The organism is Flagellimonas sp. S3867 (assembly GCF_014698935.1).
Classification (GTDB): Bacteria; Bacteroidota; Bacteroidia; order Flavobacteriales; family Flavobacteriaceae; genus Flagellimonas.
The window spans coordinates 859,956-883,642 of the sequence record NZ_JACVMN010000002.1 but is presented as its reverse complement, the minus strand read 5'-3'; the positions used below and the strand labels follow the sequence as shown (position 1 = coordinate 883,642).

Below are 23,687 nucleotides of genomic sequence, written 5' to 3'. Positions count from 1 at the left end.
TCAAATTTTGCGTTATAAAACTTGGGGAACATTCTACACTTCAAAACTAGATTGTGCTGTCCGGGCGTGCTATAAGTAAAGTGCCAAATGGTAACACTGGGGTTCCACTATTTGGAGATATGATCAAAAGGAAGCGGGCAATGGTTATTTAATAGGAAGACGGTGGGACTCCATAGAGTTCCTTAAAGCATTTGGCAAAATAGGAAAGGTTGTTAAATCCAACTGCGTAGGCAATTTGGGTAACCGTATCGGCTTTTTTAGTAAGAAGTTGGGCAGCTCTTTTCAATCGAAAATTTCGAAGCAGTTCGCCCGGTGCTTCATTGGTAAGTGCTTTTAATTTTCTATGAAGTTGCGTCTTGCTCATCGCCAAAGCTTCTTGCATCTGAGTAGTTCCAAAACTAGCATCAAAATGTCGCTCTTCAAGCAAAGTCAAAACTTGTTCCATAAACTTTTGATCAAGGGAGGTAACCGTTACCATTTTTGGATCAATGGTTGATTCGCTTTGAACAAAAAGCTCTCTTAGTTTTCTTCTTTGCTCGATAAGGTTTTTGACCCTGGCCAACAATTCTTTGGGCTCAAAAGGTTTTGTTAGGTAATCGTCCGCCCCTGTTTCCAATCCTTCAATTTTGTTTTCCACTCCTGCTTTGGCGGTCAACATAACTATGGGAATATGGCTTGTGTCCAAATCAGATTTTAAGGTTTTACAAAGCTCAACCCCATCCATTACGGGCATCATCACATCTGTAATAATGAGGTCAGGTGGATTTTTCCTTGCGGCGGCCAACCCTATTTTTCCATTGGTCGCTTCCTTAACATTATATCTGTTCTGAAGGTGTTCTTTGATGAAGAATGACATATCAGGGTTGTCTTCAACCAGCAAGAGTGTGGGCAAAGTCCCGGAATCTTTCAGATTAAACTCATAGGGTTTCTTCTCCATAACCCCGCTAGCATCGGTTTGGAAAGCTGGTGCTTCTTTTAAAGTTCCAGTTTTTATTTTTTGAACTGGCAGTGCCACCGTAAAAATTGTTCCTTTATTAATTTCACTTGTAGCTGTTATGGTGCCATCCATGAGTCCCACCAATTCCTTTGATAACGAAAGCCCAATTCCCGAGCCCTCATGTTCTCTTGTTGTTCCTCCTTGAACTTGATAGAAACGATCAAAAATAAAGGGGAGTTTTTCTTCAGGAATTCCCTTGCCTGTATCCGAAACAACAAGTCGTAAATCATCATTCAAATAGCTCACAGAAAAGGAAATTGTACCTCCGTCATCGCTAAACTTAAATGCGTTACCTAGAAGGTTATAGACAATTTTTTCCAATTTATCTCTATCGAAAGAGGCCCATAACACTTCGTGCGGAATCTGAACTTTATAATCAATACCTCTTTGGGCTGCATGCGAGGCAAAGGAGGACGCTGCTCCCCGGAGGCATTTGAACACTTCTCCCTCAGCTTGTTCCAATTTAAGGTTGTTTTTGTCAATTTTTGACAAATCCAATAGCTGATTGACCAACTGCAATACACGATTGGTATTTCTTCGAATCATTTTAATGCTCTCTAATTGGAGTCCTTCGGATGGATTCTGTTCCATTTGCTCAATAGGTCCTTTGATAAGAGTCAATGGCGTTCTAAACTCATGGGAGATATTAGCAAAGAAATTGGATTTTAATCTATCCAACTCCCTTAACTCCTTATTGGTTTTCTGTTTTATTCGATATAGATTGTAAAGAAGGCCTGCCAGTAGCAGCAAGATAATTGTGAAAGCGATAATGGCATTGCGTTCGTTTACACGTTTGGTAAGTTGAAGGGTTTGTAATTCTTTCTCCGATTCGAGCAAGGTAATTTCTTTGGTTTGTTCTTCATTTTGGTACTTTGCTTCGATTTCTGTTGCGAGGTCTCTTTTTTCTTTGGTGTACAAACTATCCCTTAAAATGGCATACTGATTCTTGCTTTCATAAGCTTTAGTAAAATTGCCTTCTTTAGCGTATGTCTTTGCTAGGGATTCGTACGTCCGCATTTGCCCTAATCTATTATCTGATGCAATGGCAACTTCCAAGGCTTTCAGGTAATTTGATTTGGATTTACTGGCTTCTCCCAATTTTCCATGGCAGTCTCCAATTACCCTGTATGCTGTTGAAATACCTGTGGAGTCTTTTATATCAATGGAAGTTTGCAGCTTTTTTTGAAAATGCACCAAGGCCAAATTCAACTTGTCCTGTTTGAAGTAAATATTCCCCAAAGCATAATTGATCTCTGCCGCCTGACTTCTATTTCCCATATGCTCATAATTGGCAAGAGCCTGTTTATTAAAATCAATCGCCTCTTCCAAATTGCCCGTCTTGCTGGAAATCAATGCCAGGTTGGTCAGCACAAAAGCTCTTCCTGGCCTGAAGTTTATCTCATTAAAGACACTGTCGCTTTTTTTGAGGTATTGTTTTGCGCTATCGTAATTTTCCAATTTTCTTTGGAGCATTCCCATATTTGAAAAGTTGATAGCATAATCTCTTAGGTTTTTTAGCCCCTCATGATTTTTGGAGGACAAAACATAGTTTTCCATTGCTTTTGTGTATTCCCCCATTTCGTTATATACACTACCTATTGCTCCATAAGACCAGGCCATCCTTAGCGTATCTTTCATCTTAATTGATACCTCCAGATTTTTTTGATGATACATTAATGCCTTTTTATAATTGCCTTTTCGCAAGTATATATAACCGAGTCCATTAAAAATATCTGAAATGGATTTTTGAAGATTTGCTTTTTCAGCAAGCTTTGCGCTAATGGCATATATGCTTATGGCAGAATCATTATACGATTGCGTCCTTAGAAATTCAGCATATCTATTATAGCTCGTTACTTGTAGATCTATGTGCTCCGTGTTGTTTGAAAGTTGTATTGATTCTAGCAAAACCTCTTTCGCCTTTTCCGGTGAATCGTAACGGTGGTATTTGTACAGTTCTAGAAGTGCTTTTATTTTAACCGTATCCAAAGTTGTATTGGCATATACCCGTTGCAGGCTATCAATTTTTGATTGCGAAAACAACAGGGAAGTAAAAAAGAACAGGCCAAGGAGGTGTAATTGTTTCATCTCCAAAATATTAAGTTATTAAAGGTACCTTTTTTTTGGGCAGCTTAGCTCAATACAATGTGATGGAAAAAGTAAGATATCGCTAACACTGGGGTTTCAAATTGTAACAAGAAACCGATGGTTAAACCAAAAATCTACTTTAAAAAACATCATAACAATAGTTTGACGGATAGAATCTCGAAATTTACTTCCTAAGTGCATCAGACGATATGTTTTGGTTTCCCGATGAAATACAAGCGTTAACATTTTCTACCACATCTTTTTGCCCGTTCACAACAAAAATTTAGGACCTAACCACAGAAAAATTACTTTCATACTGTTTTTAAGTGATAGTGTTACAGCCTGATCTACTATAAACTTAACCTACTTGTAATATGGCTTAAAAACACCCCAAAATCGTATATAACCCCATAAAAAAGCCCTCCATTTTGAGGGCTTTTTTAGTTTTAAGGATAGCCTATTAAAATGTATAACTCAATCCTAGTGTCCAATAGGTTTGCAACTCATTATCGATAGTATCGAACGTGGCTGTTGGGTCAGGAGTGGGTGCATTGTTCACAATATAGTTCAAGGTCTCTTGCTTGTTGTTTCGTAATCCAAAATCAAATCCAACACCAATAACCTTCCATAGGGTATAAGCAAAAGAGTTGGTCCAGGTCCAATTGCTCAAGTCTCCACTTTCATAGCTTTGGAACATGGATAGGTTTGTTTTAAAACTTACAGCACCAATCTGCTTGGTGTAATCTGCTACAATTTTTGCACCCAAAGACGAGTTAAAAATGGTGTCCTCATCACTAAAAACAAAATTATAATTGAGTGGGTGAATCACCACAACCAAATCGGCAATTGGGGTCCACGTGCCACCCACACCAACATCCAAATATCCGGGGTCATTAAAATTGCTTAGAATGGTAGTCCGGTATTCCCCAAGTGTGGAAATCGCAAACTTATCATTCAATTTATACCCATAGAGCGAAGTGATGTTGAATACATCGGTTGACTCTCTAAAACCATCTTCGTCATTGGGGTCATCCTTGTCATCTAATTTTACCCAGTTCAGGTTGACGTTGGCCGCGTTTCTCCAAAAGAATTTCTCTTCTTGTTGGTTGGCAAATGCATTTACCGTAAATCCGATTGTTCCTGACGAGTTGTTCGGAATACCTTGCGAAAACCAATTGTTAAAGCCTGAAAGGCTTCCCCCAATGGTCCCAAAGGCTCCGATTTTCCAACCTGGTAAAGCATCCAATTGTGCCTGAATTGCATTTACACGGCCTTGAATAGCGGCAATGGAATCTTTTTTAGGGCCTATTTGGGCTTTTAGTTCTTCTTCAGTTTGTGCATGCGCAGCTACTAGCACAAAAAATGCAGTAGCAGCATAAAGTAGTTTTTTCATAGAATGGAGTTTTGTGTTTAGAAACGCAAAATTAAGAAATGTCACCTTCAAAATGGGGAAGCATCAATTGAAATCGAGGCTTGGTCAATTCCCTGTATAAACTTTAAACCGTTTGTTCTTTCTTCACCTTCCTAATTTTTAGAATCAATTTTTCATGAGAAAGATTATCTACTATAATATTCTTTTCTTTGGATTGTTGCTGCTGGGATGTGGAAAGGATGATAACCCAGAACCAACAGCTGAAGAAAACCCCAAGATTAATAGTTTTAGTCCAACTTCAGGTCCAGTGGGAACCAACATTTGGATTACCGGTCAAAATTTTGGTGCCACGCCTGCTGCCAATGTCGTAAAAATTGGAGAAACAACAGCTACTATTACCTCGGCTAAGGCCACCGAAATATTTGTCACCGTACCCGAAGGGGCCACTACCGGAAAAATAAGCGTAATCGCAAATGGCAAAACCAATGTTGGCGGCACATTTACAGTGACCAAAGAGGCAGAACCGGATTGCAGAGAGCATTTCACTTGATAAAGAAGCTTTAGAATTACATACCAATGACAGTGCTACCCTTATTGCAACAGTTACGGGTGAAACCAATTCTGCTGTAGTCTGGAGCTCAGACAATACCGAAATACTTACTGTTGACAATGATGGTAATTTAGCCGCTCTGCAATCCGGTTCTGCGACAATAACCGTAACCGTAGATGATAAACAGGCAACTTGCATTGTAACGGTAAACCCTGACATCTATGTTGCTGGAAGAGAAGTAGAGGATTCCGGCGCGCTTATTCCAAAATTATGGTATAACCGCAATGCCACAGACCTTGAGGGCTTTCATGCGTTTTCCATTTTCCTTACTAATGCCGATACTTACGTAGCTGGTTATCATATCATTAATGGGGATAGGGCTATTCTGTGGAAAAATAGTGAACCTACATATCTCACAGACGTTGGTAATAACTCTCAAGCATTTTCCGTATTTTATTACGAAACGGATGTTTACGTTTGTGGATTTGAAACAATAAATAATAATAGAGTTGCCACATTATGGAAAAATAGTGAACCAATATATCTAAGTGATGGTTCCAAAGATGCAATAGCACGCTCCGTATATGCAAATGAAACAGGTGTTTATATTGGAGGATTTGATGGAAGGATAGGTAAGGTTTGGAAACTAAATGGAGAAACAACCGTATATCAAGAAGAAAACAGTATCGGTATTACTTCTGTGTTTGTAAGTGGCTCGGATATTTACACTGCTGGTTACGAATATGGTAATGGTGGTATTTTTATTGCTAAAGTATGGAGGAATGAAATGCTACTTTATAATTTAACTGACGGCGCAAAAAATGCAGGGGCTGAATCCCTATATGTATCCGATACAGATATCTATGTTGCAGGTTTTGAACGTAGTGAAAATAATTTGAATGTAGCCAAACTTTGGAAAAATGGTGAGGCAATTGATTTAAGTGATGGGCAAAATACCTCTACCGCACATGCAGTGTTTGTCTATGAAAAAGATGTATATGTCGCTGGAAAAGATGGAAAAAAAGCTAAGGTTTGGAAAAATGAGAAAGTCCTTTATGAATTGAACAGTGGTTCTAGATCGGCTAGCGCATATGGCCTATTTGTGAAATAACCGAATTATTTTTTCTTAAACAACGGAACAGCAGAACAGGCTTCGCCATACATCACGCTTTTGGCCACTTGCTGAATTTTGGACATCGCCAGGATATAGGCATTTTCGGGAACTGGTTTGTTGGAGCATCCTTTTATGATCACCGGTCTATCCTTAAATGGTGACAAATCCAATACTTCAAGAATGGTTTGATAAAGTGACGTTTCCAAATCTTCGAGCTTCCCAATAACCACTTTTTTAGCGAATGGATTTAGTTTGGATGCAACCAACATAAAGGCCCATCCGGGAACAATGGCATCGGTGGAACAGGTCAATGCAACATAAGCATCTTGGTAAGCGGACCAGTCCTGATCATCCAAAGCACCTCTAAATTCCTTTTCTTTTAGAATTATGCCTTCGTGGAGCCAATCTTTAATGTCCAATACAACCCTGCGACCTTCGGGATATAATTCCTCTAGATCAAAGGTTATTAGTTTGCTTTGTGCTACTCTGTTAATAATTTCAGACATGAGATTTGAGTATTGAGATTTGAGTATTTGCAGTTCTCACTACTCAATACCCATATCTAACTTCTTTTTACAACATTCCAAGCTCAAGCTTTGCTTCTTCGCTCATCAGTTCTTGTGTCCAAGGTGGATCAAAGGTGATTTCCACTTCCACGTCCTTCAATTCGTCCAAAGACTTTACTTTTTCCTCAACCTCAACGGGCAAAGTTTCAGCAACGGGGCAGTTCGGAGATGTTAGGGTCATTAAAATTTTGACATCATTATCTTCATTCACAAAAACATCGTATATCAGTCCCAATTCGTAAATGTCAACCGGAATCTCTGGGTCATAAATGGTCTTGAGTACCCTTACGATTTTCTCTCCCAGTTCTTGTGTGTCTATGGTGATTTCTTCGCTCATCATTATATTAGTTTAATTGGGTCTGATAGGCAATGGCATACAATTTTAATTGCTTTACCATACTTACCAATCCGTTTGCACGGGTGGGTGACAAATGCTCTTTTAGACCAATTTCATCAATAAAATTAGTGTTGGCATCTATGATGTCCTGTGGTTTTTGATTACTGAAAGCTCGAATCAATATGGCAATTATGCCCTTGGTGATGATGGCATCGCTATCTGCTGTAAAAACCAATTTGTCATTATCCAGTTCAGCGTGCACCCAAACTTTGCTTTGACAACCTTTTATAATATTGTCTTCTGTTTTGTATTGTTCTTCAATCAATGGAAGGGATTTTCCAAGCTCAATCATATATTCATACCGCTGCATCCAATCATCGAACATCGAAAACTCGTCTACAATCTCCTCCTGTATTTCTGTTATGGTCATTTATACGTTTTGTTCAAAAGTACGATTCGGGCAATTGCCAGTCAAAGCCTTTAAGAGAAAGATAACTTCTTGTTACAGCAACATGTTTCTGGCTCTTTTGACCCCCTCTACCAATACATCTACTTCCTCTTTGGTATTGTAAAAGCTAAAACTGGCCCTTACTGTACCAGGAATCTGATAAAAATCCATAATAGGCTGTGCACAATGGTGTCCGGTACGCACTGCAATTCCCAATTTATCTAAAATAGTTCCAATATCATACGGATGGATTTCTTCTATATTGAATGAAATTACCGAAGTCTTATGTGCTGCTGTGCCATATATTCGCAATCCTTCAATCGCCAATAATTGCTCTGTGGCATAGTTAATCAGTTCATCTTCATATTGCGTAATGGCATCAAATCCGATGGAATTCATATAATCCAACGCTGCTCCAAAAGCAATTCCTCCGCAAATATTGGGTGTTCCTGCTTCAAATTTATGAGGTAGATCGGCATAGGTTGTCTTTTCAAAAGTGACCTCTTCAATCATTTCACCACCGCCTTGGTATGGAGGTAGCTTTTTCAGCCATTCCTCTTTGCCGTACAACATTCCAACTCCGGTCGGTCCGCACATTTTATGGGCGGAAACGGTATAGAAATCCACATCCAAAGCTTGCACATCAGGCTTTATGTGCGCCGCCGCCTGGGCTCCATCAATTAAAACAGCAGCGCCTACTTTGTGTGCAGCTTCAATAATTTCTTCAATGGGGTTTATGGTTCCCAAAGCATTGGAAACATGGTTGCAGAACACCAGTTTGGTCTTTTCTGATAGTAGTCCATGGTATTCATCCATGATCAGCTCCCCATTTTGGTTCATGGGAATCACTTTCAATACTCCACCGGTATGTTCGCACAACATTTGCCAAGGCACAATATTGGAATGGTGTTCCATGGCGGAAACCAAAATTTCATCTCCTTCCTTTATAAAGGAAGAAAATCCGTTGGCCACCAAATTTATACTATGGGTAGTTCCTGAAGTTAGGATAACCTCATATGGTTTTGCTATGTTGAAATGTTTTTGGATTTTCCCTCTGGCAGCCTCATACGCATCCGTAGCTTCTTGTGAAAGGCTATGTACACCCCTGTGAATATTGGCATTGTAACCCTGATAATAATCTACAATCACATCGATTACCTGTTGTGGAGTCTGCGAGGTTGCCGCATTGTCCAAATACACCAAGGGACAACCATTTACTTCTCTATTTAAAATAGGGAAGTCTTTTCTTATGGTTTCTATATTGAATGATGTTTGTATCATGGGTATTCCTTCTGTAGTTTTTACAAAAGACTAAAGCTCAAATCCAACACGAACCCCAAGCTTATTCGCAATAATCTTGTTGATTCTAGTTTTTAACTCGGGAATACGGACACTTTCCAAAACGTTATTGGCAAAGGCATACATCAATAATGCTACCGCTTCCTTTTTTGGAATTCCTCTGGATTGCAAATAAAACAAAGCATCTTCATCCAATTGCCCAATGGTGCATCCATGAGAACATTTTACGTCGTCCGCAAAAATTTCCAGCTGCGGTTTGGTATTGATAGTTGCCTTGTCACTGATCAAAATATTGTTGTTTTGCTGAAAGGCGTTGGTCTTCTGCGCAATCTTGTCCACAATGATTTTACCGTTGAAAACTCCGGTTGATTTCTCCCCAAAAATACCCTTGTAATCTTGATGACTTTCACAATTGGGTTGTGCATGGTGTACCAAGGTATGATGATCTACATGTTGCTTTTCACCAAGGATAGTAACTCCTTTGAGAACGGAATCAATTCGTTCTCCGTTCTGATAAAAATTCAGATTGTTCCGGGTCAATTTTCCTCCAAAAGAGAAGGTGTGAACGCGAACAATACTGCTATTTTTTTGCGAGATGTAGGTATTATCTATCAACGAAGCATTATCCCTGTCATTTTGAACTTTGTAATAATCTACAATGGCATCTTTGGCTGCAAAAATTTCTGTAACGGAATTAGTGAACACTTCATTGCTTGTCAAGCTTTGGTGTCTTTCTATAATTTGTACCTCCGCATTCTCCTCAACCACTACCAGGTTTCTTGGCTGTAACATTAATGCTGCTTCATTTCCTGTGGCAAAATGTATAATCTGAATGGGCTTTCTTGGTGCCTTGTTCTTTGGAATATAAATGTATGCTCCTTCTTTACTGAAGGCGGTATTTAGCGTGGTCAAGGATTCATCCTTTGAAGCAACTTTATTAAAGTACAGTTCAATGATTTGGCGGTACATCGGTTTGCTAAACGCAGCGCTCATCAAACAAACATCGACCCCATCATGTGTGGTTTCGGATAGATACGAACTGTACACCCCATCGATAAATACAATCTTATAGGTGTCAATTTCGTGAAGGAAATATTTTTTAATGTCCTTATAGTCCAGCGTGTTCTCCTCCTTTGGAAAAACACTAAAGTCTACCTTTTGAATATTGTTCAAGGAAGTATATTTCCAAGCTTCATCTTTTTTGGAAGGAAATCCTTTGGTCTCAAAATTTTTGATGGCCTCTGAACGTACTTCGTGCACCGGATGATCCAAATCCACATTGTTCTCGAAGGCTATAAATGATGATAATAGTTTATCTTTTAAATCCATGTGCTCAGTGTTCAGCTATCAATACTCAGTGTTCAGTTTCCTGAAACCTGATGCCTGATATCTTTTATACTACAGATTCCTGCTTTAACCAGTCGTATCCTTTTTCCTCCAGTTCCAAGGCCAATTCTTTGGTGCCGGATTTTACGATCTTACCATCGTGCAAAACGTGCACAAAATCCGGAATGATATGTTCCAATAGTCTTTGGTAATGTGTAATTACGATGATGGCATTATCCTTTCCCCGTAATTTGTTCACTCCATTAGCCACAATTCTTAAGGCATCAATATCCAATCCAGAATCCGTTTCGTCCAAAATCGCCAATTTAGGTTCTAACATGGCCATTTGGAAGATTTCATTTCGCTTCTTCTCTCCTCCCGAAAAACCTTCGTTTAAAGAGCGTGACAAAAACTTGCGATCTATTTCCAACAATTCGGATTTCTCACGAATCTGTTTAAGCATTTGATTGGCCGGCATATCTTCCAAACCTCTTGCTTTCCGAGATTCGTTGATTGCCGTTTTCATAAAATTTGTAACCGTAACCCCTGGGATTTCCACAGGATACTGAAACGAAAGGAATATTCCTTTGTGTGCTCGTTCTTCCGGAGCCAATTCTTCCAAATCTTCTCCTTCCAGAAACACACTCCCTTTATTTATTTCAAATTCTTCCTTACCAGCTATGACTGAAGCTAACGTACTTTTTCCTGAACCATTCGGGCCCATAATGGCATGTACCTCTCCTGCATTTACCTGCAGATTGATTCCTTTCAAGATTTCTTTATCCTCTACGCTTGCGTGTAAATTCTTAATTTCTAACATTGTGTTCTTCTTCAATATTATTTTAAATAGTTGGGTGCCTTGGGCAATTTTTCAAAGTCACCTTTAGCATGCTGTAGGTACACTTTTGCTCCTTTTTCTTTTGCAAAGGTTTCAAAAGCTAACATACTGGCCTTAGTCTGTTCTACATCGGTATTAAAAATTGGGATTCTTTTGTGCTCCCTGTTTTCGTAAAAATGGTACATATCACCAGAGAGGAGCAGAGGTCCATGCTCACCTAAATCTAAAAACAAAACTTGGTGTCCAGGAGTATGCCCCGGCATAGATTTTATGACAACACTTCCATCCCCAAAAACATCGTGATCACCATTAATTTTTTGGATATTCTTCAATTCTTTAATGGCGTTATAATTATCGGCTCTGTTTTCTTGCGCTTCTTCGTTGGCCACAAAATCGTATTCAGGTTCTTGAACGATCCATGTTGCACCGGAAAACACGTTGGCATGTCCCGTATGGTCAAAATGGGTGTGCGAAAGGGTGATGTAATCAATATCTTCAACCTTCAGACCAATACTGGCCAACTGATTGGCTACGGAATCCTTTCTGGAAACTGTAAAAGCTCCGCCTGGAGCTGTAAAAGGTTCCGGCTGACCTACCAAGCCTTCGGGAAGACCTGCATCCCACATTAAATTTCCTTTTGGGTGACTGATCACATAAAATGCATCGGCAAATTCTTTGGATTGACCTGTATAGGTAGTATCCTGAGAAAAAAGTTCCAATTTATTGGCTACTACAGTGCCACCACTAAACGTGTACAGTTTAACTTCTGGTTTTGCAACCTCTGCGGTTTTATCTGCGGAGGCATCTGCTTCTTTTTTTGTTTGTTTACAACTTGTGATGGTTGTAAGCAATAATGTAAGTAGTAGTAGTTTTTTCATTTTGTTGTTTTATGGAAAACACCCCTAAAGGGGGCAATCCAATTTTATCCAACTGAGCCTTCAAGGCTGATTTCTAATAATTTTTGGGCTTCAACAGCGAATTCCATAGGAAGTTTGTTCAAAACTTCTTTACTAAATCCGTTTACAATCAGGGCAATTGCTTTTTCGGTATCGATACCTCTTTGATTGCAATAGAAAATTTGATCTTCTCCAATTTTACTGGTTGTGGCCTCGTGCTCTATTTGTGCTGTCTTGTTTTTTGCTTCGATATATGGAAATGTATGTGCTCCGCATCGATTGCCCATCAACAATGAATCGCACTGCGAAAAGTTTCTGGCATTTTCTGCCCTACTGTTCACTTGCACCAACCCTCGGTAACTGTTTTGTGATTGTCCGGCAGAAATTCCTTTGGAAATAATGGTGCTCTTGGTGTTTTTACCCAAGTGAATCATTTTGGTCCCAGTATCTGCTTGTTGAAAATTGTTGGTCACTGCAATGGAATAAAACTCACCTACGGAGTTATTTCCTTTTAAAATACACGACGGGTATTTCCAGGTTACGGCCGAACCAGTTTCGACCTGGGTCCAAGAAATCTTGGAATTTGTCTCACACAAACCACGTTTGGTCACGAAGTTATAGACCCCACCTTTTCCATCTTTATCTCCAGGGAACCAATTCTGGACTGTAGAATATTTGATCTCTGCATTATCCAAAGCAATAAGCTCTACAACAGCAGCATGTAACTGATTTTCATCTCTTGATGGGGCGGTACATCCTTCCAAATAGCTTACATAGCTACTTTCATCTGCAATGACCAATGTGCGTTCAAACTGTCCTGTGCCTCCCTCATTAATTCTAAAATATGTTGATAATTCCATAGGACAACGCACTCCTTTGGGGATGTAACAGAAAGAACCATCAGTAAATACAGCTGAGTTTAAGGCTGCATAGAAGTTATCCGTTTTTGGAACAATTGTTCCCATATATTTCTTTACCAACTCCGGATGTTCCTGAATGGCTTCTGAAATAGGCATGAAGATAATTCCCTTTTCTGCCAAGGTCTTTTTGAAGGTTGTGGCCACAGAAACAGAATCCACTACAATATCAACTGCAACATTTTGCAATCTCTTTTGCTCATCAACGGAAATGCCCAATTTTCGGTACATTTCCAATAAATCGGGATCTACATCTTCCATGGATTTGTTGGGGTCCGCTGCTTTTGGAGCAGAATAGTAACTGATTGCCTGAAAATCCGGTTTTTCATAATGGACATTTGCCCATTGGGGTTCTTCCATTTTTTCCCAAACACGAAAAGCATCCAAACGCCATTCCGTCATCCATTCCGGTTCGTTCTTTTTCTTTGAAATTGCACGAACAATATCTTCGTTTAATCCCTTTGGAAAAGTATCGGATTCAATATCTGTATAGAAACCATATTCGTATTCTTTGGTTTCCAGCTCTTTTTTTAATTCTTCTTCTGTATACGCCATACTCTTCAATCCGTTAATGACCAATGGTCAACTAACAATTTATAGTGAAAAACTCTCCCCGCATCCGCAAGTTCGCTGTGCATTTGGGTTATTGAAAACAAACCCTTTTCCGTTCAACCCGCCGGAGTATTCCAAAGTGGTTCCTACCAGATATAAAAAGCTTTTTTTATCAACAATGATTCGCACTGCGTTATCTTCAAAAACTTTATCGGTATCTGTTGTGGATTTATCAAATTTTAATTCATAGGACAATCCGCTGCAACCTCCGCTCTTTACACCCACACGAACAAAATCCGTAGAAGCATTATAACCTTCTTCGGTCATCATGGTTACCACTTTTTGTCTAGCTGTTTCTGAAACTTTAATCATTCTTACTTGGATTTATTCTAAATAGCTTACAAATATATGGTATAAGTAGGGTTTTACCACATTTCCTAACATTATAATAACGAATGATTCAATAGGGGTTATCTATGGAAAAGTATGGGGATTATTTGATTTTGATAATGACCAGGTCGGTCATCCCCTTGGATTGAAGTTCAGGAAAATCACTGCTTGCTGTTTCCCCAGCTAAAATCAGGCTTCCCTCAGTATTTTCGATGGCATCAAAACCATAATCCAAGCCGGACCCGCCAAATGTTTTTTGATACTCGATATTGCCCTGGGCATCTGTTTTAATGATCCATAAATCATTTTCGCCCATATTTTCCGTGGTGTCGCCGTCAATGCTTTTAGAATTTCCGGCAATGACAAAACCTCCATCAGTGGTAGGGCTTAGCCCCCTAGCGGCATCAAAAGCGGTCCCACCAAAGCTTTTTTCCCAAACGAGGTTCCCATTGTCATCAATCTTAATCAGCCAAACATCAGACTCGCCATTGTTTTTTGAAATATCGGTATCGGTGCTGAAAGTGTTTCCGGTGACAACATAGGCGTTATCGCCAGTTTTGGCAATGTCGTAAGCTTTATCAATGCCCGTTCCTCCAAAAGATTTTTGCCAAAGCATGTCCCCTTTGTCGTTAACCTTAACGACCCAAAAATCGTAGCTTCCTTTAGGGTTGGTAATATCAAAATCGTTGCTTTCAGATGCTCCGGCCATAACAAATCCGCCATCATTTGCCTGAAGCACACCAAATGACCGGTCGTTATTGGTGCCGCCAAAGTATCTGCGCCATAGTAAGTTTCCATTGGCATCCAACTTGGTGCCCCAGAACTCGCCTACGCCATGGCGGGTTAGGTAACTTCCCTTCCCATTGTTTCCGTCACCTCCAGAGGAGGTCACATCCAGAAATCCTGAAAAGAAGAATCCACCATCATCCGTTTGCACAACATCATGGGAATGGTCATGTCCTGAAAAGCCAAAGCTCTTTTCCCATAATATATTGCCATTAGAATCAAGTTTTAGAATCCAATTGTCGTGAAAGCCTTCGTTGTTGCTTCCATCACCATCATCGCTCATGGCATAACCAACAATCGCATACCCCCCATCGATAGTTTGGATTACCGTTTGTCCGCGATCGTCCTTACTTCCACCATAGGTTTTGTTCCACATGAGATTTCCTTCCGCATCCAACTTTAGCAACCAATAATCATTAACATCGGTGGTTTTCCCAACAATATCACCATCAATGCTATTGCTGAATCCCAAAACGGCGTAGCCTCCATCGGAAGTCTGAATTACAGATTGTGCAGTGTCTTCGCCTGTTCCACCAAAGTTTTTGATCCAGTCAACTTCACCCAGAAAAGTAACCTCGTCTACCACCATGGCTTGATCATCGTCATTGTTACATGAGATGATAAAAACCCACAGTAAAACACTTAATATCTTCTTCATTGGAAAGGGAACTTAGTTGGATTTTTTTACCACAAACAACCCGGAGTTGATGTCGTTTATGATAATTTTTCCGCTACTGAAAAAAGGATATACACTCCAAACTCCATCAAATTGGGCAACATTGCTCGATGGGTATGTGTCGAAGAACGCCTTTTCGCTAATATTTTCATTTTCAATATCTGAAATATCCAAGACCCGCATTCCTGCGGTATAGTTTGCCAAGAAGAATTCATCACCGACCACATATCCATTATGATCAATAGCACTTGTTGGGCCTGTGTAGGTTGTATGTAATTGTGGGTCATCTAAATCCGCCATATCAAAAATCAATGTGCGGGAATTGAATCCAAAATCGGTTTCATCCAATTCGTCCCCAAGAATAAAGAATCTATGATCATCGGTAAACCAACCTTGGTGGGTATACCCAATATTACTATAGCTAAGGGTCCCTATTTGTGTTGGATTGGCCTTGTCTGTAATATCTGCTATCGCAATGAAGTTCTCATTTGCTCCTATAAAAATCTCGCGCCCAGTGTAATCAGCATCGGGTCCATTATAGGTGATTACTTGGGCATCATGGGTGTATCCATTCGTGCCATATCCTCCTACTCCATTAGGACTGGTAGGGTTTTGGATGTCAATAAAGTGTACTCCTCCCAAAAAGGTGTCGTTTCTAGCCGTTCCCACGGGATAGGCAAAACCATTCGCTTCATTTACCACTACATTATGGGCGTTGCCGATTCCGGTGTATCTAGCATCCGAAGTAAATTCTTCAGGTGGATTGCCAACATTTCTAAGTCTTTTTAAATCGAATATTTGCATGCCGTGGTTACTTGCTTCGGCTACAATAAGTGCAAAATCTCCGTAAACTTTAACATCTCGCCATGGGCTAGCAGCGGTAGCCGTTGGTAGTTTTCCTAAATACACAGGGTTTTCCTCATCGGTAATATCTACAAATGCAGTACCGTTGTCAAAAGCGACAATTGCATATTCATTATTGGTAGTGGTATCTGTCCATCCCCATATATCATTTCCTGAATTGGCAGCAAAAGACCCAAGGTCTATTTGAAATAAAAGGTCATATCCGTTGCAAGGATAAATAGCTGCCATTCCACCTTCGCAGGAGGTAGCACCACGGGTTACAATACCCGTTCCAATGTCAATTCCTCCATTTCCGTTACCGGAACCGCCATTGTTGTTACCATTTCCTTGATTGTCATCACTGCCATTATCACTTGAGCATCCAATAACCATGAATGCCACAAGAATCATTTGAAGAATCACTCTTGGCATGCTATAGCAATTTTAAGTTTTTATTAAAGATACAACTTATAATTATCCTAGTTATTTTTGCCGAATGCTAGAAGATAAAAGTCCACAACGAACAGCTTTGGAAAACATGGGTGAATTTGCTTTGATCAAACATTTGACCCAGCACTTTGAATTGAAACACGAATCCAGCGTCTACGGTATTGGCGATGATGCCGCCGTTTTGGATTTCAAGGGAAAGAAAACTGTAGTCTCCACAGATTTGCTTGTAGAAGGGGTGCACTTTGATCTAAGCTATATGCCTTTAAAGCATTTGGGGTATAAGTCTGTGGTCGTAAATCTTTCAGATGTATATGCAATGAATGCCCAGGCAACCCAAATAACAGTTTCCATTGCCGTTTCCAACCGATTTCCTCTGGAGGCTTTGGAAGAGTTTTATGCTGGAGTGGCCATGGGCTGTAAAATGTATAATGTGGATTTAGTTGGTGGCGACACCACCTCTTCAACAAAAGGAATGTTGATCAGCATCACTGCCCTAGGTATTGCCGAGGAAAAGGAGATTGTATATAGAAATGGTGCAAATGCCAATGATCTTTTGGTGGTAACCGGGGATCTTGGTGGTGCATATTTGGGACTTCAAGTTTTGGAACGGGAGAAAGAAGTTTTTAAGGTAAATCCAAACAGTCAACCCGATCTTGAACCGTACTCATATATTGTAGAGCGACAACTAAAACCGGAAGCACGAAAAGACATTGTTGAATTGCTGGAAAAATTAGAGGTGAAACCAACCGCCATGATCGATATCAGTGATGGGCTTTCTTCCGAAATTTTACATCTCTGTGAACAAAGCAAGGTGGGCTGCAATCTGTTTGAAGATAAAATTCCATTGGATCCTACGGTGATTTCAACTGCGGAAGAATTTAAAATGGATTCAACCACTATAGCTTTAAGCGGAGGGGAGGATTATGAGTTGCTTTTTACCATAGATCAAGCTGATTTTCCAAAAATCAAGGCCAATCCAAACCTTACGGTAATTGGACACATAACGGATCAGAAGGAAGGTGCTCATTTGATTACACGTGGGGAGACAAAAATTGCGTTGACGGCACAGGGTTGGAATTCTTTCGAAGGATAGCAATCAAAAATCCCGAAAACCAAGAACATTACTCACTAAACGGTCTTGGGGCACGCGACTGAATAGCATGAGGTGTTTGCTCAATCTCCGGGATAAACCTTAAAATTGTATAAATCAGAAATGATCAGGCCACATGTTGAACATGTCTGCCTTGTCTTTTGCGATACATATCTTCCAAAGTACTGTTAATATCCTGCATCTGTGGTGTTAAAGCTGAAAGCTTTCCACTAACATCGGTGGTCACTTGTTTTTGACAGTGCAAGCACTTGTACTCTTTAATGTGCTTAGTGACTTTTTTGGATACTACATAATGATGCCCGAACAAATTGCAGAAGAAAGAAGAAAATTTGTTGCCATGGGAGGTAGTTGTTGTTTTCATAAGTCGGTTTTGTTTGGGTGGAGCATTGGTACGATTTGGGGATCGAAAATGCCTAAATTTCTGTAATTCTATTTTATAATCTTAATATTTACATTTAGACCTTATATTTTAGCAACGGATGTTGATAACTTTTTATTTCATAAACTTTTGCTGAAAGTCTATTTTTCGATGAAATACACAATAATCGACAAAAAGCTGTATTCATCAGCCGAAATACTGATTTGAAATATAGTATATTGATTTATCTTATCAAAAATTTATTAACAATTTATGAGCAGAAAAACCATAGCCATAACCGCCTTTGCACTTTTCTCTTTATTCTTTGGAGCAGGGAATTTGATTCTTCCTCCACAACTCGGTTTTAAATCGGGCAACTTATGGTGGTTGGTCGCCTTTGGTTTTTGCCTTTCCGCAGTGCTAATTCCCATTTTGGGGATTTTGGCCCACGCCAAACTACAGGGCACCATGTTCGACTTTGCCAAAAAGGTGTCACCAACATTTAGTGTAGTGTATTGTTATATTGTATATGTCATTTCCATTGCCTTACCATCTCCAAGAACGGCATCAGTAACACATGAAATGGCCATTCAACCCATTTGGGATTCTGCTTATTTGCTTACGAGCATTATTTATTTTGCTCTGGTCTATGTTTTTGTAGTGAATCGTTCCAAGATCTTGGATGTGATCGGCAAGTTTCTCACTCCGGGAATTTTGATTGTCTTGATGTTGATCATTGGCGCGGTCATCTTTAACCTCGATTTCAATTTTGGCATTACCGAATTCAAAAGTCCATTTAGCCACGGTGTTCTGGAAGGATACCAAACCTTTGATGCCATTGGGGCAGTGGTTGTAGGTGGCGTGATCATTATTTCCATAAATCTAAAAGAAAAAAAGGCTTCCTATGAAGTCAAAAAAAGCTTGATACGAAAAGCAGGTTGGTTGGCCGGACTGGGTCTGTTCTTGATCTATACCGGTCTTATTTTCACAGGAGCTCTCTTCCATGATGCTTTTGATGCCGATGTGTCCCGAACGGCACTTTTAAGTGGAATCAGTACAAAAACATTGGGAAACACCGCCAACCTTGGTTTAAGTATTTTAGTTGGGTTAGCCTGTTTTACCACTGCGGTGGGTATTGTAACGGGAACGGCGGATTTTATAAAAGGCCGATTTAATGATTCCCCATTGGCTTATCGGATTACGGCGATCATCGGTTGTGTACTAGGGGTATTGATGGGTCAGTTTAATGTAGGCTACATTATCGCTGTTGCCATCCCTGCGTTGATGTTTATTTATCCCATTACCATTGTATTGATTCTCTTAAATGTAGTTCCTGATAAATATGCCTCTCCTAAAATCTTTAAATGGGTGATAGTAACAACGATGCTTTTTAGCGTCCCTGATTTTGTGGCCAGCATTGGTCATGCAGATGCCATTGCCTCTTTTACCTCATGGATTCCCTTAAGGGAAAATCACTTGGGGTGGGTATTGCCTGCTTTGGTGGTTTTTGGAACAGGCAATACAATCCAAAAAAAAACATGCTAATTGAGCAATCTTTTTATCTGCCTATCACTGAGTGCTTTATTGTAAAATTTGATTTGATCCAAAAACCCTTCAAAATAGTAGTGAGATCCCTTATGTCCGATTATTGATCTACCTAATTCCAGAGGTTGAATACTCTTGATGCCAGGCCTTAGGGTTTCCGTTTCCACTTGGTTCTCTAATTCACCATCCACCCACAAGGACCATGTATTATCCTTCCATACACAAACCAAATGATGGGGTTTCCCATCAGCGATGAAGGTTCTTCCTTTGCACCGAACATACTCTCCTCCTTTATCTCTTCCATTAAACCTTGCTATTCCATCAATCAAAACCAAGTGGTATCCTGCATCTGTGCTCCAATCGTATTTACCAACTATCCATTGAAACTCCTTGGATTTGGTTTTCATCATTAAAGACAGAGTCAAACCATTTCCAACTTCCAGCGAAAGTGTATCGAGATTAACATACTGATTCCTTCCATTAAAATGAAAATCACTAGAATTATTATCGGTATCACATTGGATATCTATCCTTCTATTATCCCTTATATTGATATTTCCATTTTCTAACGCTATGATTTGATGTTTTGATGTACCACAACCTGAAACAAGGATTAGAAACAATCCAACAACTGATCTTTTAAACATGTAGTGTTTTTTGATTTTAAAACAAGTTCGATGTTTTCACAACAAAATCAGAACCAGATTGACCAGCTAGCATTTTGAAGTGATAAAACTGCAACCCGAATTGACTTCATAAAATACCCTTTAGGGAAACACTCTGCACAAATATGTTATGAGAGACTATGGCGATCTATGGACTACAAGCCTATTTTATATAATAATTTATATCCCCGTTAAGAACTAGCTTCCCTTTCTTGGTTTCAAACTTTATGATTTTCTCAATCTCATCAGAGGATAGAAAGTCTGTTTCAACATTATTTTTCTCTATAAATACCCATAGTCTTTTTGCATCAAATCCTTTGATCTTGCCATTCTCACCAAAATCAAAATCAATCCAAAACTCATCGTTAGAAAAAGTAAGCCCATACCCATGTGGAAATAGCTTAAAATCGTCTTTAAAACTTTGAAGTTTGTTATAGTGTATACTGCTCCAGAATGACCAGCCCAATCCGCTTTTAGGAATGGTACCAAATTGCTTTTCCAAAATTTCAATTACTTCTTGTCGCCTTTTATTAAAAAGGTCGATAATAGCATACAATTCATTTGATTTTTCCATAATTGGATTTAAAAAAAACTTATGCCCCTGAAAACGGATTGAAAACCAATTTTTGCGCTCGAGGCAATAAAATATATGGTGTCCAGCCAGCTCTCCAATTTGCATGAACTGTTGCATTTGGTGAAATTTGCAACAACAGTTCCATCGGTGATTCACATTCGGGACATTCATTCCGACCATTACACCAATGGGGGTAACCACCAAGATTCAATCCCAACTACATCTGAAAGGCTTTTTTTCCAACCAAAAGCTTTATCTATTTTATTGGTATTGAAAAATGATTTATGATTTTCCAAACCGCATTCCCAACAATAAAAAAAAGAAAGAAGTCGAAAGGTTGGGCATGGCCATAAATAGATGAATGCACCTGTACCACAAATTTAAATGGGCTTCCAAATCCATCACCATGCGGCCATTCCATTCCTGTTTTACCTGCGGGACGGCCACCAAAATGGGTTCCCAAAAAATTTGTTGACCGCTCAACACCTTTTTGTGAAAGAATTATGTCCTTTCTTTAACAACATGTTTCAATACTCTTAAAATATGCACCTCATCTACTGATTGGAAAAGTCTACTTGGTCCTTCTTTTTCTATAAAGCCAGATTGATTGACCCAAATAAAATAACCATTGAATCCCAATGGCAATTATCCAGTAGGTCAAAATTGCTATCCCCTCCAATCCTCTGCTATTATGCAAGCTATACCAGAAAAATATGGGATATCCTAGTTACATACTAAGATGCATGGCAGCATTTTTTATTTTCATTGTGGTCAAGCGAAGAACAAAGGCCAATGTTATCCAATTGACCAGATAACATCCAAGTAGAATTATGGCGTCCTCACTAAGAGTAAATAGATTTTCATTCATAACCAATGAGTTATTAAGTGGAATTTGCTCAAGCTACAACCAGAAACAGCTAATGAAAGACTAAAGTTCCTCTATTTAGGCATGAAGATCCAAGCGAAATTCACAAATGGGTGCTCTGAGGCAATAATCCCTTATTTATAATTGACCAGAACACTCTTCCATGACGGAAATATCATTTGTATGCCGATTACCTCCAATAATTATTCGCTTGTGCAATAATTGCAAATTCGGCCGCAACTGTTTGCCCAACGGCAATCAACATAGCAGCATCATTGGCGTAAGTTGGACGGAGTTTCTCCCTAACCTCAGCATCGGGTTGTGTAATTTTTATGGTAAGCCTGGCTATTTTTACAGCAAGTGCCCTTCCTTCTTCAGGGGTCTCGGTGATCAGGGAATTTCCTGGAATCAATTGTGTTTGTTCAGACATAGGTGACATGTTTTATTTTGCACAAAACTAGCGTCCATACACTTGCGAAACAGTGACTTATGTTACTTTAGAGCACTTTTATTTTTCATCCTTGATTTCCAACCTTTCAGGGATAGGTTTTGGTTCTAATGCTAACCCCTCCTCTTTTTATTGTAATGATATATGGCATAGGCGATGACCACTAAAGCAATAAAAGGCAAGTAGGATCCAATGACGACCCCAACTTCATAGGCGCTGTCCGGAGCCTCGTTCATTTTTTCTTCAATGTTAGGTTGTTGTAATAAAAAAAGTATGAATCTCATGACTGCCTAAATTCTGTCCATTTTCAATTCATCCTTCGACAGGCTCAGGATGACAACAATTTTTTCTATGAATCAACCATTCATCAACTCCATAATCTCTTCGGCTTCAATCGGGATGTTGCGCATCAAATTAAAGGGTTCTCCACTTTCTTGAACCACCACATCATCTTCCAAGCGAACTCCAAAACCTTCATCAGGAATATAAATCCCAGGTTCTACCGTGAAAACCATATTGGGTTTCATTGGGGTTTTAAGTTCACCATAATCATGTGTATCCAACCCAATGTGATGACTGGTGCCATGCATAAAGTATTTTTTATAAGCCGGCCAGTTGGGGTCTTCATTCTTAACATCGGCCTTATCCAACAAACCGAGACCCAATAATTCTGAGGTCATGATCTTACCCACTTCTTTGTGGTATTCTGCCCAAATAACTCCGGGAACCAACATTTTGGTTGCTTCATTTTTAACCCGAAGCACAGCATTGTAAACTTCTTTTTGACGGTCAGTGAATCGTCCATTGGCCGGAATGGTTCTGGTCATATCACTAGCATAGTTGGCATATTCTGCTGCCAAATCCATTAGAATTAAATCCCCATCCTTTAGCTGTTGGTTGTTTTCTATATAGTGCAATACGTTGGCATTGTTGCCAGCTGCAATAATCGGGGTATATGCAAACCCTTTGGAACGATTTCGAACAAATTCGTGCAAGAACTCTGCTTCCATTTCATATTCCCAAACCCCTGGTTTGGTGAACTGTAAAATTCTTCGAAACCCTTTTTCGGTAATATCGCAAGCCTGCTGCATCAAGGCTATTTCCTCTGGTTCTTTTACCCCTCTAATTTGCTGCAAAATGGGATTGCCCTTGGCCCATTGATGAGCTGGAAAGTCCTTTTTGCATTTTTCAATAAAACGGTCTTCACGGGTTTGGGTGACAACAGCTTGACGATAATGTTCATTAGTGTTGAAATAGATGGTATCGGCTTCAGTCATCAAATCAAAAAACACCTTGTCAAAATCCGTTAACCAATAAACGGTCTCAATTCCCGAAACCTGGGTAGCTTGCTCTTTTGTGAGCTTGGCTCCTTCCCAAACTGCAATATGCTGGTTGGTTTCCCGCACAAATAAAATCTCATGGTGTTTTTTGTCCATGGCCTCAGGAAAAAGCAACAAAATGGTTTCCTCCTGATCAGCTCCGCTCAAGTAAAAAATATCCCGATGTTGTTCAAAAGCGATGGTACTGTCGGCACTAATCGGATATATGTCATTGGAATTGAACACCGCAATGCTTTTAGGCTTCATCTGAGTCATAAACTTTTTACGATTTTTAATAAAAAGCTGGTTGTCGATTTGATGGTACTTCATTGATAAAAACTATTTGTTCAAATGTAG

At 39.6% G+C, this 23,687-nt stretch carries 24 protein-coding genes and 1 pseudogene; 5 read left to right on the top strand and 20 right to left on the bottom strand.

The window, feature by feature from the left end; genetic code table 11:
• Positions 1 to 148 precede the first annotated feature (148 nt).
• Together IAG46_RS11690 and IAG46_RS11685 are read right to left on the bottom strand one after the other, a co-directional pair.
• The gene (locus IAG46_RS11690; RefSeq protein ID WP_190810530.1) at positions 149 to 3,085 is read right to left on the bottom strand and encodes a tetratricopeptide repeat protein; all 2,937 of its coding nucleotides are present in this window, start codon (positions 3,083 to 3,085) and stop codon (positions 149 to 151) included.
• Between the two features lie 460 nt (positions 3,086 to 3,545).
• Entirely contained in the window at positions 3,546 to 4,478 is a 933-nt protein-coding gene (locus IAG46_RS11685) for a DUF3078 domain-containing protein (RefSeq protein WP_190810529.1), read from the bottom strand.
• 154 nt (positions 4,479 to 4,632) lie between these two features.
• Between IAG46_RS11685 and IAG46_RS11680 the strand changes: the two genes are divergently transcribed.
• From IAG46_RS11680 to IAG46_RS17675, 3 genes and pseudogenes are all read left to right on the top strand, one after another.
• Positions 4,633 to 5,007 carry an IPT/TIG domain-containing protein gene (locus IAG46_RS11680; protein ID WP_190810528.1) on the top strand — a complete coding sequence of 125 codons (375 nt, stop codon included), beginning with the start codon at positions 4,633 to 4,635 and terminating at the stop codon, positions 5,005 to 5,007.
• A pseudogene (locus tag IAG46_RS17850) lies at positions 4,985 to 5,149 on the top strand (Ig-like domain-containing protein); the annotation flags it as partial. The gene IAG46_RS11680 and the pseudogene IAG46_RS17850, both read left to right, overlap by 23 nt.
• Before the next feature lie 645 nt (positions 5,150 to 5,794).
• Positions 5,795 to 6,118, top strand: coding sequence for a hypothetical protein (locus tag IAG46_RS17675; protein WP_223826664.1), 324 nt, complete (start codon positions 5,795 to 5,797; stop codon positions 6,116 to 6,118).
• Between the two features lie 5 nt (positions 6,119 to 6,123).
• On the opposite strand, the gene IAG46_RS11670 is transcribed toward IAG46_RS17675, so the two are convergent.
• The 11 genes from IAG46_RS11670 to IAG46_RS11620 all read right to left on the bottom strand — a co-directional run bounded on the left by IAG46_RS11670 (position 6,124) and on the right by IAG46_RS11620 (position 16,427).
• Positions 6,124 to 6,627 (bottom strand): DUF2480 family protein, encoded by a 504-nt coding sequence (locus IAG46_RS11670; protein ID WP_190810527.1) that lies wholly within the window; start codon positions 6,625 to 6,627, stop codon positions 6,124 to 6,126.
• A 67-nt stretch (positions 6,628 to 6,694) separates the two neighbouring features.
• The gene (locus tag IAG46_RS11665; RefSeq protein ID WP_190810868.1) at positions 6,695 to 7,024 is read right to left on the bottom strand and encodes an SUF system Fe-S cluster assembly protein; all 330 of its coding nucleotides are present in this window, start codon (positions 7,022 to 7,024) and stop codon (positions 6,695 to 6,697) included.
• Positions 7,025 to 7,031: 7 nt separating this feature from the next.
• The gene (locus tag IAG46_RS11660; protein ID WP_190810526.1) at positions 7,032 to 7,454 is read right to left on the bottom strand and encodes a SufE family protein; all 423 of its coding nucleotides are present in this window, start codon (positions 7,452 to 7,454) and stop codon (positions 7,032 to 7,034) included.
• Between the two features lie 72 nt (positions 7,455 to 7,526).
• Positions 7,527 to 8,753, bottom strand: coding sequence for an aminotransferase class V-fold PLP-dependent enzyme (locus IAG46_RS11655; RefSeq protein WP_190810525.1), 1,227 nt, complete (start codon positions 8,751 to 8,753; stop codon positions 7,527 to 7,529).
• Positions 8,754 to 8,783: 30 nt separating this feature from the next.
• A complete protein-coding gene (sufD, locus tag IAG46_RS11650) occupies positions 8,784 to 10,100 on the bottom strand; it encodes a Fe-S cluster assembly protein SufD (protein WP_190810524.1) in 1,317 nt (438 codons plus the stop codon).
• Between the two features lie 64 nt (positions 10,101 to 10,164).
• Positions 10,165 to 10,917: a Fe-S cluster assembly ATPase SufC gene (sufC, locus tag IAG46_RS11645; protein WP_190810523.1), complete on the bottom strand. Its 753-nt coding sequence runs from the start codon at positions 10,915 to 10,917 to the stop codon at positions 10,165 to 10,167.
• 17 nt (positions 10,918 to 10,934) lie between these two features.
• The gene (locus IAG46_RS11640) at positions 10,935 to 11,813 is read right to left on the bottom strand and encodes an N-acyl homoserine lactonase family protein (protein ID WP_190810522.1); all 879 of its coding nucleotides are present in this window, start codon (positions 11,811 to 11,813) and stop codon (positions 10,935 to 10,937) included.
• Between the two features lie 44 nt (positions 11,814 to 11,857).
• Entirely contained in the window at positions 11,858 to 13,303 is a 1,446-nt protein-coding gene (gene sufB / locus IAG46_RS11635; protein ID WP_190810521.1) for a Fe-S cluster assembly protein SufB, read from the bottom strand.
• A 39-nt stretch (positions 13,304 to 13,342) separates the two neighbouring features.
• A complete protein-coding gene (locus IAG46_RS11630) occupies positions 13,343 to 13,672 on the bottom strand; it encodes an iron-sulfur cluster assembly accessory protein (RefSeq protein WP_190810520.1) in 330 nt (109 codons plus the stop codon).
• 121 nt (positions 13,673 to 13,793) lie between these two features.
• Positions 13,794 to 15,134 (bottom strand): hypothetical protein, encoded by a 1,341-nt coding sequence (locus IAG46_RS11625; protein ID WP_190810519.1) that lies wholly within the window; start codon positions 15,132 to 15,134, stop codon positions 13,794 to 13,796.
• A gap of 12 nt (positions 15,135 to 15,146) precedes the next feature.
• On the bottom strand, positions 15,147 to 16,427 hold the full coding sequence (locus IAG46_RS11620) for a choice-of-anchor B family protein (protein WP_223826663.1): 1,281 nt from the start codon (positions 16,425 to 16,427) through the stop codon (positions 15,147 to 15,149).
• A gap of 64 nt (positions 16,428 to 16,491) precedes the next feature.
• On the opposite strand from IAG46_RS11620, the gene thiL reads away from it, so the two are divergent.
• Positions 16,492 to 17,538 carry a thiamine-phosphate kinase gene (thiL, locus tag IAG46_RS11615; protein ID WP_190810518.1) on the top strand — a complete coding sequence of 349 codons (1,047 nt, stop codon included), beginning with the start codon at positions 16,492 to 16,494 and terminating at the stop codon, positions 17,536 to 17,538.
• A 124-nt stretch (positions 17,539 to 17,662) separates the two neighbouring features.
• Here thiL and IAG46_RS11610 read toward each other — a convergent pair whose 3' ends face one another.
• Entirely contained in the window at positions 17,663 to 17,917 is a 255-nt protein-coding gene (locus tag IAG46_RS11610) for a hypothetical protein (protein ID WP_190810517.1), read from the bottom strand.
• Between the two features lie 270 nt (positions 17,918 to 18,187).
• Between IAG46_RS11610 and brnQ the strand changes: the two genes are divergently transcribed.
• A complete protein-coding gene (gene brnQ / locus IAG46_RS11605; protein ID WP_190810516.1) occupies positions 18,188 to 19,459 on the top strand; it encodes a branched-chain amino acid transport system II carrier protein in 1,272 nt (423 codons plus the stop codon).
• Here brnQ and IAG46_RS11600 read toward each other — a convergent pair.
• The 6 genes from IAG46_RS11600 to IAG46_RS11575 form a co-directional block, all read right to left on the bottom strand.
• Positions 19,456 to 20,106, bottom strand: coding sequence for a LamG domain-containing protein (locus IAG46_RS11600; RefSeq protein WP_190810515.1), 651 nt, complete (start codon positions 20,104 to 20,106; stop codon positions 19,456 to 19,458). The two genes, brnQ and IAG46_RS11600, sit on opposite strands and share 4 nt — an antisense overlap.
• Before the next feature lie 181 nt (positions 20,107 to 20,287).
• Positions 20,288 to 20,698 (bottom strand): hypothetical protein, encoded by a 411-nt coding sequence (locus tag IAG46_RS11595; RefSeq protein WP_190810514.1) that lies wholly within the window; start codon positions 20,696 to 20,698, stop codon positions 20,288 to 20,290.
• A gap of 256 nt (positions 20,699 to 20,954) precedes the next feature.
• Positions 20,955 to 21,161 (bottom strand): hypothetical protein, encoded by a 207-nt coding sequence (locus tag IAG46_RS11590; RefSeq protein ID WP_190810513.1) that lies wholly within the window; start codon positions 21,159 to 21,161, stop codon positions 20,955 to 20,957.
• Positions 21,162 to 21,753: 592 nt separating this feature from the next.
• The gene (locus IAG46_RS11585) at positions 21,754 to 21,993 is read right to left on the bottom strand and encodes a hexameric tyrosine-coordinated heme protein (protein WP_190810512.1); all 240 of its coding nucleotides are present in this window, start codon (positions 21,991 to 21,993) and stop codon (positions 21,754 to 21,756) included.
• 131 nt (positions 21,994 to 22,124) lie between these two features.
• The gene (locus IAG46_RS11580; protein ID WP_190810511.1) at positions 22,125 to 22,295 is read right to left on the bottom strand and encodes a hypothetical protein; all 171 of its coding nucleotides are present in this window, start codon (positions 22,293 to 22,295) and stop codon (positions 22,125 to 22,127) included.
• Between the two features lie 72 nt (positions 22,296 to 22,367).
• Entirely contained in the window at positions 22,368 to 23,660 is a 1,293-nt protein-coding gene (locus tag IAG46_RS11575) for an aminopeptidase P family protein (protein WP_190810510.1), read from the bottom strand.
• Between the last annotated feature and the right edge of the window lie 27 nt (positions 23,661 to 23,687).